Raw genomic sequence first — 18,459 nt, forward strand, 5'->3', positions numbered from 1 at the left:
TCCTCTTTCCAAGTGAGTGCAAGCACTCGATAGGAAAGAAGCGTTCGACTTGCATGTATTAGGCACGCCGCCAGCGTTCGTCCTGAGCCAGGATCAAACTCTCATAATAAAAGTTGAACACAATCTTTCGATTGTTAAGCTCATTTTGTTTGCTAGCATATTGCTTCGCTTGTTTTAAAAATTGTTGTTTGTTTTTACCATTGTAAAAACAACCTACACATTTGGTTCGTCTTGCTTTGTTCAGTTTTCAAAGGTCTACTTAAGTCGCCGTGCGGCAACTTCTAAATTATATCATGTCTCTTTTTCGATGTCAACTACTTTTTAAAAAAACTTTTTAGTAGTTTGTTTCGATTTGTTATCACTTCATCAGCGACAACTGTTATATCATATCAACTTATTTGTTATTTGTCAACAACTTTTTTGTTGATATTTCAATGTTTTTGAACAACTTGTTTGTTATCCAATTTGTTACTGTTTGTTTCGCCAGCAACTTTTATATCTTATCAAGTTTCTCATCATTTGTCAACAACTTTTTTAAAATTAAAAACTATTTTTGATGACTTAATTTTTTCAATCACTTAGCGTTTTGTGTTTCCCGCCTAGCGACAAGTATTAATATATCAATAAATTCGTTGTAGGTCAACTAAAAATCGCACTTTTTTTAAGTTTTTTTTATTCCCGTTTATTTATTGTTTTATAGACTTAATTGTTCGTATTTTACTATTGATATTTGTAATTTAAAGCAATATTATTTACAAAAAAAGCTTAAGTGAGATTTTTTGTCGTCTCCTTAAGCTTTCTTCTATTTGATTAACGCATAGTTGGGAATAATAAAACGTCTCTAATAGACTGCGCATCAGTCAATAACATAACTAAACGGTCAATTCCGATTCCTAATCCTCCAGTCGGTGGTAATCCGTATTCTAAAGCTTCAATGAAGTCTTCGTCTACTCCATGTGCCTCATCATTTCCTTGCTCACGTTCTTTCTCTTGTTCTTCAAAACGTTCGCGTTGATCAATTGGATCATTTAATTCAGTAAAGGCATTGGCGAATTCTTTCCCTACAATAAACAATTCAAAACGGTCAGTGAAACGTGAGTCTTCTGGATTTTTCTTAGCTAGAGGCGAAACTTCAACTGGATGCCCATAGATAAAAGTCGGTTGTTGAAGCGTTTCTTCTACAAAAGTCTCAAAGAATTCATTTAAAATATGACCTACCATCATATTATCATTGATTTCAACATTGTGTTTTTTGGCTAATTCACGCGCTTCTTCGACTGACATCTCTTGCCAAAAATCGACTCCTGTTTCATTTTTGATGGCATCAACCATATGAATTCTATTGAACTCCGAGCCTAGGTCGATGTCTTTTTCATCATACGTAATCGTAGTCGTTCCTAATACTTTTTCAGCTGCATTGCGAATAATACCTTCCGTCAGATCCATGACATCTTTAAAATCAGTATAAGCTGTATATGCTTCTAACATTGTAAATTCAGGATTGTGGGTTGTATCGATCCCTTCATTACGGAAAACACGTCCAATTTCATATACTTTTTCCATGCCGCCAACAATCAAACGTTTCAAATGCAACTCTAATGCAATTCGTAAATATAAATCCATATCAAGAGCATTATGGTGTGTAATGAACGGACGAGCTGCTGCTCCACCAGCATCATTGTGTAAAACTGGTGTTTCAACTTCTACATACCCATGTCCATCAAGGTAACGACGAATTTCACTGATAATTTGGCTTCTTTTCATAAAACGATCAAAGCTATCTTTATTACTAATCAAATCTAAATAACGTTGACGATAACGTTGCTCGATATTTGTCAATCCATGATATTTATCAGGAAGCGGACGCAATGCTTTAGTTAGCAATACGATTGACTTAGCCTTAATTGTTACTTCACCTGTATCAGTTTTCATAATATCGCCAGTTACACCAAAAAAGTCCCCTAAATCGGCTTGTTTAAAAATAGCATAGGCTTCATCGCCCACTTGATCTTTTCGTACATAAATTTGAATTTGGCCGTCACGATCTTGTAAGTGAGCAAAACCAGCTTTTCCTTTACCACGTTTGGTCATCATACGGCCAGCAACACTTGCTGATTCATTCATATCTGCCAATTCTTCTTTTGAGTAGCTATCAAATTTTTCATGTAATTCTTTTGAATTATGGCTACGATCAAAACGTTTTCCGAATGGATCGATTCCTTCGTTACGTAAATTTTCCATCTTTTCACGACGGACAAGCATTTGATCATTTAGTTCTTCTACTTGTGCTTGATGTTCTTCTGTCACTCTTTTTCCTCCATTCTAAAATCACATACCCTAATAATGCCATACAAAAACAAAAAAAAGCAAGCTGAACTTATGATTCAGCTTGAATTTCTTTTTTTAGCTATTTATGGTTCCTTATTTTGTCATTTGTTTTTCATTTTTAGTAGCAAATTCTTCCATCAAATCAATCATTTCTTGTTGCGTTTCTGCTTGATTAATCGCTACTTTTACTTTAGCTGCTCTTGGTATTCCTTTTAAATAATAAGAAGCATGTTGTCTAAATTCACGTGCAGCAATCGATTCACCTTTCAAATCTACTAAACGCTGTAGATGAAGTTTGGCTATTTCTATTTTTTCTGGAGCTGTAGGTTCCGGTAATAGCTCACCTGTTTCAAGATAATGCTTTGTTCGTTTAATCATCCAAGGATTGCCTAGTGCCGCTCGACCAATCATAACACCATCTGCTCCGACATACTCCAACATCCGTTTCGCATCTTCTGGTGTTCGAACATCTCCATTTCCCATAAAAGGAATGGTTAACTGTTGTTTCACTTCTTTTAAGACATCCCAATTCGCGTTTCCTTCATACATTTGTACCCGAGTTCGACCATGCATAGCTATTGCAGAAGCACCTGCTTTTTCAGCAGCTAATGCATTTTCTACTGCAAACAAGTGATCTTCATCCCAACCTGTTCTCATTTTGACCGTTACGGGTAATTGAACTGCAGAAGAAACTGCCTCGACCATTTCATACACTTTATCAGGATTTAATAACCATTTTGCTCCAGCTTCGGCTTTGATCACTTTACTAACAGGACACCCCATATTTATGTCGATAATTGCCGCTTTGGTATTTTCTTCTACAAATTTAGCCGCTTCGACTAAGGTTGTTTTATCTCCACCAAAAATCTGCACACTTAACGGATATTCTCTTTCATCGATATAAAGCATTTCTAATGTTTTTTTATTTCTAAATTGAATTCCTTTATCACTGATCATTTCACAGACCACTAAGCCGGCCCCAAATTCTTTAACAGTCACTCGAAAGGCTGCATTACTGATTCCAGCCATAGGTGCTACGACCACACGATTAGGAATTTCAACATTACCTATTTTCCACACAAAGGTTACCTCCTATTTTTCACGGGTATTTTTAATTGCTTCATCACGTAATGCAATCAAATCTTCTTCACTATATTGATACTTGTTACCACAAAATTGACAAACAGCTTCTGCGCCATGGTCCTCGTCAATCATTGCGTTGATTTCATCTAATCCGACCGCAATGATTGCTGTACCGAATTTTTCTTTTGAACATTCGCAGTTAAATTGAACAGGCATTTTTTCTAGAATTTCAACATCTTCACCAAGAATTCTGAAAAGTAATTCTTCTGGCGACTCCCCTTCATCAATTAAGCGAGATATCATTGGAATTTCATGTAATTTTTGCTCAATAAAATCGATAGTACTTTCTTCAGCCCCTGGCATTACTTGGATCATAAAACCACCAGCTGCTTTTACACTTTCATCTGTATCAACTAAAACACTTAAGCCAAAAGCCGAGGGTGTTTGTTCTGATACAGCCATAAAATAGGTAAAGTCTTCACCAATTTCACCAGAAACAATCGGAGTTTGACCTGAAAAAGATTCTTTCAATCCTAGATCTTTAACAACTGTAAATACTCCTTCTGTTCCAACTGCACCTCGAACATCAATTTTGCCACTATCATTTAATTTTAAACTGACATGAGGGTTTTTGATATACCCCTTTGTATTTCCACTACCATCACTATCTACAATGACTGAACCTGCTGGGCCGTTTCCATGGATTTTGACCGTCAGTTTATTTTCGCCTTTCAATGTCGCTCCTAATAATAAAGCACCAACCATTGTTCTACCTAAAGCTGCGGTAGAAGAACTCCATGTGTCATGTCTTTTTTGAGCTTCTGAAACTGTATTGGTGGCACAAACTGCATAGGCACGAATCGCACCGTTATACGCTAATGCTTTTACTAAATAATCATTCATTCTATGTTTTCCCTCTTTTCTAATTGGGTAAAGTTCTGACTCATTATCAGATAATACTAGCAATTGAGCTTTTTTTCAACTAAATAATTTCAGAAACTTAATTTAAGAATCCATTTAGTTAATACTTTACAAAAAAACATTCCTGCCATTTCCCAATCTTATCGGGAGTCGGCAGGAATGTCTGCTAATTTTTAGTTTGTTTATTTGTAACGATCTTCAAAGTTATTACGATCATACTCAGAATCTTCTTTTTTTGTTTCATCAGTAGAATTTTCTTCAGATTGAATCGTTTTTTCTGCTTTTTCACTAGCAGCTTTGATTTCTTCTGCTTCTTCAGCGAATTCTTGTTTTGCCTCTTCAAAATCTTGTTTTTCTTCGGCTTGTTTTTGTGCATCTTTTTCTTCTAGTGCACGTTTTGCTTCTTCAAAAGTTTGTGCCTTTTCACTAGGGAACTGACTGTCCACTACATCTTGTGGCATTCTACCTTCTTCAAACAGAGATTTAATACTACGAGCATCCAATGTTTCGAATTCTAATAGTTTTTCTGCGATTAATTTATGTTGCGCACGGTGCGCTTCAATAATCTCATGCGCTTTTTTATGAGCATCCATTAAAATACGACGAACTTCTTGATCAATTTCAAAAGCTACTTGTTCTGAATAAGCTTTAGTTTGGCCATAATCACGACCAACAAATACTTGATGATTTCCTTCGTATTGAACAGGTCCTAATTTTTCACTCATTCCATACTCTGTAACCATACTACGAGCAATGCCTGTTGCTTGTTCAAAGTCATTTGAAGCTCCTGTTGATTGAACGCCAAAGATAATTTCTTCGGCTGTACGTCCACCTAATAAACCAACGATTTGTTCAAACATATCTTCTTTAGTCATTAAGAATTGGTCTTCTTTTGGTAAAGCAATCATATAGCCGCCAGCACGTCCACGAGGAATGATTGTTACTTTATGAACAACTCTAGCACGGCTTAAAACTAAACCGACAATCGTATGTCCTGCTTCGTGGTAAGCCACCATTTCGCGTTCTTTTTTATTGATGACACGATCTTTCTTAGCTGGTCCTGCAATCACGCGATCTTCTGCTTCATCCACATCAGAAGCATCAATTTTCTTTTTATTACGACGAGCAGCAACTAAGGCCGCTTCGTTTAGTACGTTTTCTAAATCAGCCCCAGCAAATCCAGGAGTTTGTTGCGCAACAACTTTCAAATCAACATCGTCAGCCAATGGTTTGTTTCGAGCATGAACTCTAAGGATTGCTTCACGACCTTTAACATCAGGACGACCCACCAAAATTTGGCGGTCAAAACGACCTGGACGAAGTAACGCTGGATCTAATACGTCAGAACGGTTAGTTGCCGCAACAACGATTACTCCTTCATTACCATCAAACCCATCCATTTCAACTAGCAATTGATTCAATGTTTGCTCGCGTTCGTCATGTCCGCCGCCCATACCGGCACCACGTTGACGACCCACTGCATCAATCTCATCAATAAAGATGATTGCTGGCGCATTTTTCTTAGCTGTTTCAAATAAGTCACGGACACGGCTTGCACCGACCCCGACAAACATTTCCACAAAATCAGAACCTGAAATCGAATAAAATGGTACGCCTGCTTCACCAGCTACTGCTTTGGCAAGCAACGTTTTACCTGTCCCTGGAGGTCCTTCTAAAAGAACACCAGCTGGGATACGCGCGCCTAATTCGACAAAACGTCTTGGATCTTTCAAGAATTCAACAACTTCAACTAATTCTTGTTTTTCTTCTTCTGCACCCGCTACGTCAGAGAAACGGACACGGTTTGCTTTTTTATCAGCTTCTTTGGCTTTTGATTTACCAAAGTTCATGACACGGCCGCCACCGCCACCGCCGCCACCTTGTTGTCCCATCATCATATAGAACAAGAAGAAAATTAGAACAACTGGTAAAAAGCTGAATAAGACGGACAACCAAACACCACTAGTTGATTGTTCTTTCACTGTAAGTGCAACATTATTTTCTTTCGCTGCATCTTGAATATTTGCTATTGTTGAATCACTTGGTAACACAACGGTCTTGAAAGACTTGCTTGACACTTCAGTTGATCCCCACAATGAAAGACCACCAGTATTTTTAATTTCTTGCTTTTCTTTATATTCACCAGTGATTGTGTACACACCATTTGTCGGTTGAATCGAAAATTCTTTGATTTTTCCATCTTTTAATTGTGTGTCGAACTTTGAATATTCAATATTCGGTTGTTGCTGGTTGCTATTGCCAAAGACAAAATAGACCACCATGACTAGTGCTAAGACTAGTAGTACATAATACAGGCCATTTTTCATGCCATTATTTTTTTTATTCATGCCTGTCCTCCTTTAATTTCCATTCGTAAATTTATTCACGTTTTTTTATTCAATCTGACCTTACTATTGTAACATAACAATTTCATTCGGAGATATTAATTTGATTTATAAATTTCAGGTTTTAAAATCCCGACATAAGGCAGATTGCGATACGCTTCCGCATAATCTAAGCCATAGCCCACAACAAATTCATTGGGTACATCAAAGCCAACATAGTCTGCTGTGATATCAACCACTCTACCTTCTGGTTTATCTAATAATGTGACGATTTTCACGGATGCAGCTTTTCTATACTTAAATAGATCCACTAAATACGCAAGTGTACGTCCACTATCAATGATGTCTTCAACAATCAAAATATCGCGACCTTCAACATTTGTATCTAAGTCTTTGACAATTTTGACTTCGCCAGAAGAAACAGTTGCATTTCCATAACTTGAAACATCCATAAAATCCATCTCTATATGAGTGTCTATTTCACGAGTAATATCCGCCATAAAAGGAACCGCACCTTTTAAAATACCGATTACTAACGGATTTTTATCTTTATAATCTTCGGTAAGGGTTTTTCCAAGTTCACTTGCTTTTTCTAGAATTTGTTCTTTTGAGATTAAAACACTCTCAATATCTTTTTCTAACATGTTTTGCTCCTTCTCTTCCTAGCTCTAAGTCAACTTAGAGGATTATTTTTTTAAATCGGTTCACTTTCTATTTCATATTTGTCTTATTCTCGCTTGAGAATTAAGATACAAAACATTTAGTTCGATTTAGGTCGAACTCCGTCATCAGCTTTCGATAATCATAAAATAAATTACCTTTTGGTTCTATAACGGATCCTGTAAAACATTTTATCAGTTTCTTTAGGAATACTCAAATATGAATTGCCGAAAGTTGGCAACCAAATTACTTCTTGTTCTGCAGATAAAATAACCCATGCAGTTTCTCTGCTTTCGTTGGGAATTTTAAGATCAATAAACAGCCGATTAACTTTCTTTGTTAACGATTCTGAAAGTTTTAGTCGATCTCCATTTTGTCGATGACGAATAGCTAACGGCAATGGCGTCTGCTGTTTGATTAAGAGAATTTCTTCGTGCCAATCTACTATTTCTCTAGGAAGAACTAATTCTTTAGTTGCTTCTTCCAGTCCAAGCCACTCTGTTTCAGATAAAAAAATTCCTTCGGATAAATTCACTTGATACGTTACATTCGCTAAATCAATCGCTTGTTTCTTTTTTTGATGGATGACTGCTTGATTATATCTTTTTTCAAAAAGCCAGTCTTTACCAAGATTAATTGTTTTTTGGGGTGAATCTTGATTGAGAATTTGAAGAATTTGTTCAACATGTGTTTGGTTGATTTCAACGCCTTTATCAATCAACGTTTTCTGGAAAAAGAAATTGAAAAAAAAGACTTGAATACTTCTATTTTCTTTTTTCAACTCATTTAAATCGATTTGCCAACTACGTGAATTTTGCACAACCCACTGCTCATACTTTGGTTCGACTACTGACTGAATCACTTCATTTGCCAGCGCGATTTGTTCAGTGAATTGCTTGATGTGAGACAAAAAGTTAGCATTTTCTTTTTTTAGCACGGGTATTACTTGATGTCTCATTCTATTGCGAAAATAAGCATTTGTTTGATTGGTACTATCTTCAAAATACACAATTCCTAATGCATTTGCCAATTTTTCCAACTCATCTTTGGGAAAAATTAAGAAAGGTCGAATCAGTTTCCCCTTACCAAACGAACGGACTGGGCGTATACCAACTAAATTTAGCAACGCACTACCTCTCGTCAGTTTCATCAAAACCGTTTCAGCTTGATCATCACTATGATGTGCAGTCATTAAACTATCATAGTTGTTTTTAGTCATGATCTCTTCAAAAAATTCATAACGAAACGCACGAGCTCTCGCTTCTATATTTGATTTTTTGCTCTGAGCTGTCCATTTTATTTCATAATATGGCAACTGTTTTCTTCGGCAATACTCTTTGATATAAGCTGCTTCATTAATGGATTCTGGGCGCAACTGGTGATTCACATGTGCAACACCTATAGTCACTTGCTCTTGCTTAGCTATTTGTTCCATAAAATTTAACAAGACCATCGAATCGACACCACCTGAAATAGCCAATAAGATACGACTATCTCGGGACCAAAAATGGTTTTTTCTCCCATGAGCAAGAAATTTTTTAAACATTTTCGATTCCTTTCATCTTAAATTTAAAATTTATACCACTGCATCCATAGCTAAGAGAAGTCAAGCCATAGAAATAATAGAACACCATTTTGTATTCACCACTATGACTTCTCCAATAATAGCCATTTGATGTATCTTCTATAAAAAAGGCTGTTTTCAACGTTCATTCACAACATAGTATGAGCGAAACTTGATACAAAAGTAATTTGTGCGCTTTTGACTTATTTTTCAATCATTAAGCTAAAACTTTAAAGGCTGAAACAAAACGAATAATCGTTTGCTTCAGCCTCTTTTTTATTTAGTTACGACGTCCGCCTCGTCCGCCTCGTTTACCTTCAGTGTTTCGTTTCAATGAAGATAAGCGATCATCGCTATCTTTCAAGAAAGAACTCATCAATGAGTCAAAGTCTTGTTTTGAGTTAGTTGGTTGCGCACGTGTGAATTGCTTCTTCTGTACAGGGCGTTGATTTCGCTCACGATTGTTTTGATAATCATTGTTTTCACGACGTTGAAATTCGCGTTTTGGTTCTTCTGGTTGGTCTTGAGCTTTTCTGATAGATAAACCAACCTTCCCATCATCGCCTACAGAAGTTACTTTAACGGTCACTTCATCTCCTACAGTTAAGACATCGTGAATATCTTTTACAAAACCATTGGATACTTCACTAATATGAACCAAACCTGTTTTTCCTTCACCTAAATCAATGAATGCTCCAAAGTTAGTGATTCCTGAAACTTTTCCTGGTAGCTTTGCTCCTACTTCAATTGACATAAAAAAAATGTTCCTCCTATTTAATTACCCTAATATATCGTCAGCTTCTTCTTCTGATTATTCGCTATTCTCAGTTGAATTCGGCTGTGATTGACTTTCTGTTGTTGCTTGATTTTGTTCGTTTTTTGTATCTGTATTCGCTGTGAAATCTGGTAAACCTGTATAGATACTTTCGCCCTCTTTAGAATAGAAATAGCGGCTTCTCGCTAATTTAGCGACATAATCTTCATCATTTAAAAGCGCAACCTCTTGTTCTAATTTTTTCATCTTTTGGTCTGCTTTCAATGAATCCGATGTTGCTTGTGCTTCTTGTACTTTAAATTCATTCAAACGCTGATAATCTTTTACTAGCTGGATTCCAGCAAGCAAAAAAACGACAAATGCAATAAAGAAAACAACCGCTAAACGTCGGCGTCTGAAAATCAACTGTTTTTGCTGTTCTTGAAATTCTGCATACTGCTCTTTTGTATACTCATTATCTAATGCAGCAACTTTTTCCATGTTATTTTTCTTTTTTACCATGTTTTCCGCTCCAGTCGTTTTGGATTGTCCGTTTTATTATACCAACATCTAAGAACGTTGTCTAATCTAATTTATCACTATTTTCAACTCTTGTTTCTGAAATGATTTGATACATTTTAGCAGCATCTTCTTTTTTGGTTGAATCGTGTAAAGCTACTACTTCGATTTCAAGCAATTTATTCCCAAATTGAATTTTCACTTTATCACCAATTTTTACACTTGTTGACGACTTAGCTAATAGTTCGTTTACTTGGATTCTTCCCTTATCTGCTACTTCTTTAGCAACAGTTCTTCTTTTGATAATACGGGATACTTTTAAAAATTTATCTAAACGCATACGCTCACCTCTTCATTTTTATTCGTAGTATTTTTGCCCCAAATGGTAGAGATAACCACTCGCGGACTGTAAATAATTTGGTTCGTATAATCATAAACAGAAACGAAATTCCACCAATCACTACTCCAACTAAAGCAACAAGTAGTGCTTGACTTCGATGTTCAATTGGACCAAATAGAATAGCTAAACTACCTTGATAACAGAGTAACACAATTATCATGAAACCTAAACAAACAATTAATTTTCCGATAAAATGATCTTCAATAAAGAAACGATTGATTTCTTTTTTCGAAAATAATAGTAAGCAAATCAACGTCATAACTAAACCAAAAATTGTTGAAATACTTGCTCCAATCGTTCCCCACAATTGGGTTAATGGACTCGTTAAAATTAATTTTGTCACTAAGCCAATTACAGCTGCAATAATCGGCGTAATAAATTTATTCCTACTTTGCAGAACACTTTGGTATGCTTGAATAGTTGCCATAAAAGCAATTGAACATGCATAAACGCCTAAAACACCATTTCCTTTATAATCTTTGAATAGCGTAAAGTTCATATACGGCATCAATAAAATCAAACCGACAGAGGCAGCAGAGGCAATCGCTGTTGTCAAACGGAGAAATATCTTAGCTGCTTGTAAAAAGCGATTTTTATTTTTGGAAATAAAATACTTTGTCAATGCAGGTAAAAAAGTTGAACTTAGAGCTAGAGCTACAACTAAACCTAATTGAACTAACGGTTGACCGCGGTCATAGACACCTTTTTCGACTTTAGCTGCTGTATCACTAAACCCAGATAAAACCAAAGCATTTTTCACAAAGAAAGAATCTACTAATTGGAATAAAATTAAGAAAGCACTATATAAAGAAACAAGCCCACCTTCTAATAATAATCGTCCAAATAACGTTTTAGCTTCTGAATCCACGACCCATTTCGTTAAATATTCTCGGCTACCGACACGAATCTTATGATCATAGTATCCCAAAATCAATGCTGCGACGACACCGCCTAATAAGGCTCCTGCCATTGCAACCGTTCCTGTTCGATAAATACTCCAACTATATTTTGCAAAACAATAGGCAGCCACCCAAATCACAATTACACGAACGAGTTGTTCCATAACCTGTGAAATCGCACTCGGTGTCATAAATAAATGGCCTTGAAAATTTCCGCGATAAAACGAAAGAATCGGAACTAAAAGAAAAGTAAATGAAACGACTTGAATCAACGAAGCCAGTCGCTCATCTCCCATTACCTTTGCAATTTCATGGCTGCCAAAGAAAAAGAACAACCAACATAGGAAGGCAATAATAAAAACAAACGGGAACAGTTGCTTCAAGACTTTTTTTTGTTCACTGACTTCTTGCTTTTCTGCTACTATTTTAGAAATAAACTGCGGTAAACCTGTTAAAGCTAAGGTCATCGCAATCCCATATATCGGATAAACTTGTTGATAGACATAAAACCCTTCATCGCCAACTAAATTTTGAAAAGGAACGCGATAAAACGCACTTAATACTTTCGCAATAAAAGAGGCTAGTGTTAAAACAAATGCTCCTTGCATCATCGCTCGCATTTCTTTATGAGCCATATTTTATCCTCCTACGCCTCTTGCGCAATTTCCTGCGCCTTATTCTTCTCATGGCGTAAAGCATCAGTAAAGGCTGCCACTTCTTGAATCCAAATAGCTTCTCTCATATCTTTCGCTAGTTTCAAGCGAATCGTCATTTTTTCTTTTTCCACAGCTAAATCCGCTTTTAATTGTGTAGCCTTTAACGCTTCAAAAAGTTGTTCTACATTATAAGCTTTCGTTCCTTTTTTACTTAAAGTAAACGTAATAGTCTCTTGACGCTTACGGATTGTTTCTAATAATGCTCGATCCCCATTCATTTTGATTTGACCAGTTGTCAACAAGTGAGCGACTTCATCTGGATATTCTCCAAATCGATCTAATAAATCAGCTTCTAATTCCTCATACATTTCTTGATTTTCAAGCTGACGAATTCGTTTATAAATTTCAATTTTCTGACGTTCATCTGTAATATACTCAGTCGGAATATACGCATCAATTCCTAAATCAATTTCAACCGAAGTTTTATAATCTTGAACGTTTTTTCCTTGTTTTCTTGCCACTGCTTCTGACAACATCTGTGCATACATGTCAAATCCAACAGAATCAATAAATCCGTGTTGTTGCGCACCTAACAGATTTCCAGCTCCGCGAATCGACAAATCACGCATCGCAATTTTAAAGCCTGAACCTAATTCAGTAAAATCTTTGATAGCTTCTAAACGTTTTTCACTAACTTCATTAAGAATTTTTTGTTGTTCGTACATAAAATACGCATACGCAACGCGATTGCTTCGACCAACACGTCCTCGTAGTTGATACAACGTTGACAAACCCATGTAGTCTGCATCTTCAACAAACAGCGTATTCGCATTGGGGATATCAACACCTGTTTCAATAATCGTGGTTGTGACTAAAACATCATATTGTCGCTCAATAAAATCAAATAAGGTATTTTCCAATTGAACCTCAGTCATTTGACCATGCGCAAAAGCGATCCTAGCATTTGGTACTAATGCTTGTAGTTCTTCTACTTTCTGTTCGATTGTAGCCACACGATTATAAAGATAGAAAACTTGACCGTCTCGTGCTAATTCACGTTCGATTGCTTCACGAATCGCTCCAGGATTATTTTCCATTACATAAGTTTGAATTGGATAACGATTCTCAGGTGGTGTCTCAATAACAGATAAGTCACGAACCCCTAACATTGACATATGGAGCGTTCGTGGAATCGGTGTTGCCGTGAGTGTTAATACATCCACTTGAGAACGAAGTTGTTTTAATCGTTCTTTATGTTTTACACCAAAACGCTGTTCTTCATCAATTACTAATAACCCTAAATCACTAAATGATACATCTTGTGATAACAGTCTATGAGTGCCAACTAAAATATCGATTTGACCATGCTTGATTTGTTCAATCGTTTCTGCTTGTTGTTTTTTGGTTCGAAAACGACTCAATAAGCCGACTTTTATCGGAAAACCTTCAAATCGATCGACCATTGTTTCATAATGTTGTTGCGCTAAAATCGTTGTAGGAACCAAAAAAGCGACTTGTTTATTATCATTAATTGCTTTAAACGCAGCACGCAAAGCTACTTCTGTTTTTCCAAAACCAACATCACCAACTAAAAGACGATCCATCGGACGTGCTTTTTCCATGTCCTGTTTTATTTCAGCAGTACTTCGCAGTTGATCATCTGTTTCACTATAAGGGAAAGCATTTTCGAATTCTTCCTGATAGGCATCATCAGGTGGAAAAGCATATCCTTTTTCAGATTCTCGAACCGCATAAAGTTGAATCAAATCATCTGCAATATCTTCAATTTTAGCAGTAACTTTTCGCTTCGTTTTCGTCCACTCACTACCGCCTAATTTATTGACTTTAGGAACTTTGGATTCTGCAGCAACAAATTTTTGAATCAAATTCAATTGTGTGACAGGAATAAAAAGTTTATCATCATTTTTATACAAAATAGTAATGTAATCTTGATGAACACCATCAACTTCTAGCGTTTCCATCCCGATATACTTACCAATTCCGTGATTCGCATGAACCACATAGTCACCTTTTTTCAAATCGCTATAACTTTTCAAGCGTTCTGCATTGGAAACCATTTGCCTACGAGCTCGTTTTTTAGTCGTCGTGTGGAAGATTTCTTTTTCCGTAATGGTCACTAGTTTTTCGGTAGGTAATTCAAAACCAGAGTGCAAGGCTCCTTCAACAAGCTGAACTTTTCCCTCAATAATTTTATCAAAAGAAGTGGTTACACTAGGAATTTCAAATTCACGAAATAACTCTTCTACTTTTTGACTACGTTCTTTCGTCGGCACAAAGACAACGACCGTTTGATCTTGCTTTTGCCAGCGATCCATTTCTGTTTTTAGTAAAGGCATTTGACCAAAAAACTGTTGCATAGAACGGTATTGAAAATTATGGACTGCTTGAAAACGTAAATTTCCCATTCCTTTTTGGAAAAGTGAGAAAAAAGTGGTCGCTAAAAGTGTCTTTCTAATTTGATCATGAAAGTCCAGACTAAATTTTTGCTCAGAAAAAATACGCATTTCCTCTAATTTCATTACTTGCCATTCAGCTTCTTCACGAGTAATTTCACGCTCTGTTTCAGCTAAACGTGCGTAATCATCAACAAAAAGTAGACTACCCTTAGGAAAATAATCTAAGATTGTTTGCTTGTTACTGTATAAAAAATCAGTATAGTAATGAGCCATATCCGTCGGGATTCCTTGTTCCCACGAAGTCAATAGCTGACCATAGTATTCTTGCAAAAATTCTTTTTCTGTCACGTCTTTAGCTACGGACACACGTTTTTCCAATGCTTCTTTAAGCTTGGTTCCGCCTGAAGATAAGTCCTCTTTTGAAAAAATCAAATCCGTCGTAGGGGAAATAGTGACTGATTCAATAGGACTCAATGAACGTTGCGTATCTGCTTCAAAATAACGTAAAGAATCAATTTCAATATCAAATAATTCAGCCCTTATTGGGTAATCTGAATTCAAAGGATACACATCGACAATACTACCTCGAATACTAAATTCGCCTGGTTTACCAACTAATGGCTGACGTTCGTAACCCATTAATACTAATTGTTGGGCTAAATTTTCTAAATCTATTTCGCTCCCCAATGACCAAACGAGCTGTGCCTGCTTCCAATTCTTTTTACTAGGTAAAAAACGTCTTAGTCCAGCAACAGGAACCACAACAATTCCTGGTTTGTTCGTCAACAAGAAATTCAACGTTGCGACTCTTTCAGAACGTGCTTCAGGTGAAGAAAAAGCCATTTCAGCTGCTAATACTTCATCAACTGGAAAATGATAAATTTCTTCTTCAGGCAATAAATTTCTAAAGTCTTCAACTAACTGAGTGGCATAATATAAATTAGGAACCGCAACGATCACTTTTTGTTTTTTTGTTTTGTATCCACTAGTCATTACTAATGTTTTAGCAGAGCCTGCTAACCCAGTGATCAATTGCCGTCCACTTTCAAAAAAGCTATTTTGCCACTCTTTAACTTGAGTACTTTTACCAATACGTTTAATAATATTCAAATCAGGCTCCTCCTTTTCTATTTGCCATTAAACTGATTCATCGTCTCAACGAAACTATGTCCTTCACACGCATAAAACGCAGCATCGGCTGCTTTTTTTACCGCAAGTAGAATCTCTTCATGGTTCTCTTTAGGAAAAGCACTAAGCACGTGATGAACAACCGGTGTTTGTCCTATAGGTCTGCCGATTCCTACTTTTATTCTAGGAAACACATTTGTACCTAAATGGGAAATCAAACTTTTGATTCCATTATGTCCACCAGCGCCACCTTTTTCACGTAAACGGATCTGCCCCACAGGTAAATCTAAGTCATCATAAATCACAATCAAATCTTTTTCTTCCACACCAAAATAAGTCATTAAAGGTCCTACCGCTCGTCCTGATTCATTCATAAAGGTCAAGGGTTTAACCAACATGACTTTTTCAGTTCCAATAAAAAACTCTGCAATATCTGCTTCAAATTGATTTTTGCTGAACGAAAGATTTTGACGATAAGCCATCTCGTCAAGCGTAATAAAGCCTATATTATGTTTTGTTTCTTGGTATTTTGTTCCTGGATTACCTAATCCTACAATCATTTTCATGTTCTCATACTCTTTTCCTTCTAATTTTTTCTCTGCCCAAGTGGTAGTTTTTAGTTGAACTAGAATTAAAGGCAAATCAGACAAAGGGAACTCGTATTAAGTTTACAACTTCTTTATCTGTTTGATTTATTTAGGCTATATAAGCGTTGGTTAATTCATGTTCTCACGTCAATAAGAGATAAAAATTTACGATAGCAAAATTCTATCGTCTTAATTTTTATCTCTTGATAATTTAAAGTAGCATTACTAGCTAAAAAATCTATGTAGATACACACCTAGTTTTATTCACCCAATTTTATTACATTATACCACAATTAACTATTGTTCAAACAATTTCAATTATTAAAAAATGGTGACTGTTACAATAAATCTTAAAATTTCCTTAAGTAAGAATCGTGAATTAACGCACATGTAAGAGTTCGCATTTGTAACAGCCCGAAAAACTGTATTATTTTCAACAGCGAATAACGTGACAAAACTTACAAATGATGGTATTATCCATATATAAAACAAACTATCGAAAGGAATGATACACATGGTCGAAGCAGCACAAAATAAAGATCATCAAAAAGTGATTTTAGTAGGAGACGGCGCTGTTGGTTCTAGTTATGCATTTGCTTTAGTGACACAAAACATTGCTCAAGAAGTTGGTATTATTGATATTGATACTAAAAAAACAGAGGGAGATGCAGCCGATTTATCCCATGCATTAGCCTTTACTTCTCCTAAGAAAATTTATGCAGCAACTTATGCTGATTGTCATGATGCTGACCTAGTTGTATTAACTGCTGGCGCTGCGCAAAAGCCTGGTGAAACAAGAATTGATTTAGTACACAAAAACTTAAAGATTAACAAACAAATTGTTGATTCAATTGTCAAATCTGGTTTTCAAGGTATTTTCTTGGTTGCCGCTAATCCTGTCGATATCTTAACTTATTCTACATGGAAATTCTCAGGATTTCCAAAAGAACGCGTTATTGGTTCTGGAACGTCTCTTGATTCTGCACGTTTCCGTCAAGCAATTGCTGAGTTAGTTGATGTAGATGCCAGAAACGTACATGCTTATATTTTAGGGGAACATGGGGATACAGAATTTCCTGTATGGTCTCATGCAAATGTTGCCGGTTTACAAATTTACGAATGGGTTAAAAATAATCCTGAAGTGGATGAAGAAGCAATGGTTAATCTATTTTTCAATGTTCGAGATGCTGCATACTCAATTATTGAAAAGAAAGGCGCTACGTTCTACGGGATTGCAGTCGCATTAGCTCGTATCACTAAAGCTATTTTAGATGATGAAAATTCAGTTTTCCCACTTTCAGTTTACTTAGATGGTGAATATGGTCAGAATGATATTTATATTGGGGCTCCTGCTGTGATCAATCGTCAAGGAATCCAAAAAGTCATCGAAATTCCTTTAACTGATTCTGAAAAAGATCGTATGGACGCTTCTGCTAAAGCGCTAAAAGAAGTAATCGAAACTGCTTTTGAAAAATTCGAAGCTGAACAAACAAACGAATAAATTAACTTAAAAATAAAAAGAACGAACAACTTTAAAAACAGAGGTTGTTCGTTCTTTTTTTTATTGAGGTAAGTACTCTACCATTACATCCATATTCTTTGTTTCCACATTCCCAGCATAATTTGGTGTTACTAAAGAAACTCCACCATTTTTATTAATAAATGCGTATAAATTCCCTTTCATTTCACGATCATCAGTACTTTGAAGTCGTTGCTCCAAAACTATTTCTGTGTTGACATTGACGGTTCTGATATCATTTGCATTCGAATCAGCAGAAAAAATTCGAATTGCTTGTGCCGGAATTTGTTTATAGGAGACCGCATAATTCGTATTGAACATATCTTTTGTAAATGTAATTTGACCATTTTCAGGATTACTCCATTGAAATGAAATCGTGTTAGGTAAATTTACCCCTGTATGAAAAAAGCTAGTGATGGAACTAAATGTTTCAAAATCAACCTCATAAGGATAAGATTGTCCTTCTAACGAAGTTGTTTCTAATGTCATACTTGTCGAAGAACTAGTAGTTGAACTATTTTCTACTTTTTTTTGGCTCGTTGTACTACTGACTGTAGTCGTTGAAGATGTACTTATTTTACTTTCAGACGGACTATTTGTCTCATCTTTTTCTGCTTTGGAATTTGAGCAACCAACCAATAGTAATGTGCTCAAGAGAATTAATCCTCTTTTCAATTTA

At 36.0% G+C, this 18,459-nt stretch carries 14 protein-coding genes; 1 reads left to right on the forward strand and 13 read right to left on the reverse strand.

All coding sequences use genetic code 11. From position 1 onward, the window contains the following. Nucleotides 1-810 precede the first annotated feature (810 nt). From lysS to pth, 12 genes are all read right to left on the reverse strand, one after another. Complete coding sequence (lysS, locus tag ACYSNW_RS11420; RefSeq protein ID WP_461744635.1) at nucleotides 811-2,307, reverse strand: lysine--tRNA ligase; 1,497 nt, start codon at nucleotides 2,305-2,307, stop codon at nucleotides 811-813. A 114-nt stretch (nucleotides 2,308-2,421) separates the two neighbouring features. Next, on the reverse strand, nucleotides 2,422-3,408 hold the full coding sequence (gene dusB, locus ACYSNW_RS11425; protein WP_461744636.1) for a tRNA dihydrouridine synthase DusB: 987 nt from the start codon (nucleotides 3,406-3,408) through the stop codon (nucleotides 2,422-2,424). A 12-nt stretch (nucleotides 3,409-3,420) separates the two neighbouring features. Then, the gene (hslO, locus tag ACYSNW_RS11430; RefSeq protein WP_461744637.1) at nucleotides 3,421-4,314 is read right to left on the reverse strand and encodes an Hsp33 family molecular chaperone HslO; all 894 of its coding nucleotides are present in this window, start codon (nucleotides 4,312-4,314) and stop codon (nucleotides 3,421-3,423) included. Nucleotides 4,315-4,514: 200 nt separating this feature from the next. Beyond that, nucleotides 4,515-6,680, reverse strand: coding sequence for an ATP-dependent zinc metalloprotease FtsH (ftsH, locus tag ACYSNW_RS11435; protein ID WP_461744638.1), 2,166 nt, complete (start codon nucleotides 6,678-6,680; stop codon nucleotides 4,515-4,517). A 95-nt stretch (nucleotides 6,681-6,775) separates the two neighbouring features. Then, a complete protein-coding gene (hpt, locus tag ACYSNW_RS11440; RefSeq protein WP_461744639.1) occupies nucleotides 6,776-7,321 on the reverse strand; it encodes a hypoxanthine phosphoribosyltransferase in 546 nt (181 codons plus the stop codon). Nucleotides 7,322-7,491: 170 nt separating this feature from the next. Then, on the reverse strand, nucleotides 7,492-8,883 hold the full coding sequence (tilS, locus tag ACYSNW_RS11445) for a tRNA lysidine(34) synthetase TilS (RefSeq protein WP_461744640.1): 1,392 nt from the start codon (nucleotides 8,881-8,883) through the stop codon (nucleotides 7,492-7,494). 298 nt (nucleotides 8,884-9,181) lie between these two features. Then, nucleotides 9,182-9,655, reverse strand: a complete 474-nt coding sequence (locus tag ACYSNW_RS11450) for a S1 domain-containing RNA-binding protein (RefSeq protein ID WP_461744641.1) — start codon at nucleotides 9,653-9,655, stop codon at nucleotides 9,182-9,184. A gap of 57 nt (nucleotides 9,656-9,712) precedes the next feature. Continuing rightward, nucleotides 9,713-10,177 (reverse strand): FtsB family cell division protein, encoded by a 465-nt coding sequence (locus tag ACYSNW_RS11455; RefSeq protein WP_461744642.1) that lies wholly within the window; start codon nucleotides 10,175-10,177, stop codon nucleotides 9,713-9,715. 61 nt (nucleotides 10,178-10,238) lie between these two features. Next, nucleotides 10,239-10,514, reverse strand: a complete 276-nt coding sequence (locus ACYSNW_RS11460; protein ID WP_461744643.1) for an RNA-binding S4 domain-containing protein — start codon at nucleotides 10,512-10,514, stop codon at nucleotides 10,239-10,241. 4 nt (nucleotides 10,515-10,518) lie between these two features. Beyond that, nucleotides 10,519-12,108: a putative polysaccharide biosynthesis protein gene (locus ACYSNW_RS11465; protein ID WP_461744644.1), complete on the reverse strand. Its 1,590-nt coding sequence runs from the start codon at nucleotides 12,106-12,108 to the stop codon at nucleotides 10,519-10,521. Nucleotides 12,109-12,119: 11 nt separating this feature from the next. Next, nucleotides 12,120-15,656 (reverse strand): transcription-repair coupling factor, encoded by a 3,537-nt coding sequence (gene mfd, locus ACYSNW_RS11470; protein ID WP_461744645.1) that lies wholly within the window; start codon nucleotides 15,654-15,656, stop codon nucleotides 12,120-12,122. Nucleotides 15,657-15,673: 17 nt separating this feature from the next. Then, a complete protein-coding gene (pth, locus tag ACYSNW_RS11475; protein WP_461744646.1) occupies nucleotides 15,674-16,240 on the reverse strand; it encodes an aminoacyl-tRNA hydrolase in 567 nt (188 codons plus the stop codon). A 535-nt stretch (nucleotides 16,241-16,775) separates the two neighbouring features. On the opposite strand from pth, the gene ACYSNW_RS11480 reads away from it, so the two are divergent. Then, nucleotides 16,776-17,762 (forward strand): L-lactate dehydrogenase, encoded by a 987-nt coding sequence (locus ACYSNW_RS11480; protein WP_461744647.1) that lies wholly within the window; start codon nucleotides 16,776-16,778, stop codon nucleotides 17,760-17,762. A 60-nt stretch (nucleotides 17,763-17,822) separates the two neighbouring features. On the opposite strand, the gene ACYSNW_RS11485 is transcribed toward ACYSNW_RS11480, so the two are convergent. Then, entirely contained in the window at nucleotides 17,823-18,455 is a 633-nt protein-coding gene (locus tag ACYSNW_RS11485; protein ID WP_461744648.1) for a hypothetical protein, read from the reverse strand. Nucleotides 18,456-18,459 lie beyond the last annotated feature (4 nt).

The sequence above is a fragment of the Enterococcus sp. LJL99 genome, assembly GCF_054871725.1.

Excerpts from the sequence above, each read along its gene's own strand:
- hslO (WP_461744637.1), bottom strand. The coding sequence starts at position 4,314 with ATGAATGATTATTTAGTAAAAGCATTAGCGTATAACGGTGCGATTCGT.
- ftsH (WP_461744638.1), bottom strand. The coding sequence starts at position 6,680 with ATGAATAAAAAAAATAATGGCATGAAAAATGGCCTGTATTATGTACTA.
- hpt (WP_461744639.1), bottom strand. The coding sequence starts at position 7,321 with ATGTTAGAAAAAGATATTGAGAGTGTTTTAATCTCAAAAGAACAAATT.
- tilS (WP_461744640.1), bottom strand. The coding sequence starts at position 8,883 with ATGTTTAAAAAATTTCTTGCTCATGGGAGAAAAAACCATTTTTGGTCC.
- ACYSNW_RS11450 (WP_461744641.1), bottom strand. The coding sequence starts at position 9,655 with ATGTCAATTGAAGTAGGAGCAAAGCTACCAGGAAAAGTTTCAGGAATC.
- ACYSNW_RS11455 (WP_461744642.1), bottom strand. The coding sequence starts at position 10,177 with ATGGTAAAAAAGAAAAATAACATGGAAAAAGTTGCTGCATTAGATAAT.
- ACYSNW_RS11460 (WP_461744643.1), bottom strand. The coding sequence starts at position 10,514 with ATGCGTTTAGATAAATTTTTAAAAGTATCCCGTATTATCAAAAGAAGA.
- ACYSNW_RS11465 (WP_461744644.1), bottom strand. The coding sequence starts at position 12,108 with ATGGCTCATAAAGAAATGCGAGCGATGATGCAAGGAGCATTTGTTTTA.
- pth (WP_461744646.1), bottom strand. The coding sequence starts at position 16,240 with ATGAAAATGATTGTAGGATTAGGTAATCCAGGAACAAAATACCAAGAA.
- ACYSNW_RS11480 (WP_461744647.1), top strand. The coding sequence starts at position 16,776 with ATGGTCGAAGCAGCACAAAATAAAGATCATCAAAAAGTGATTTTAGTA.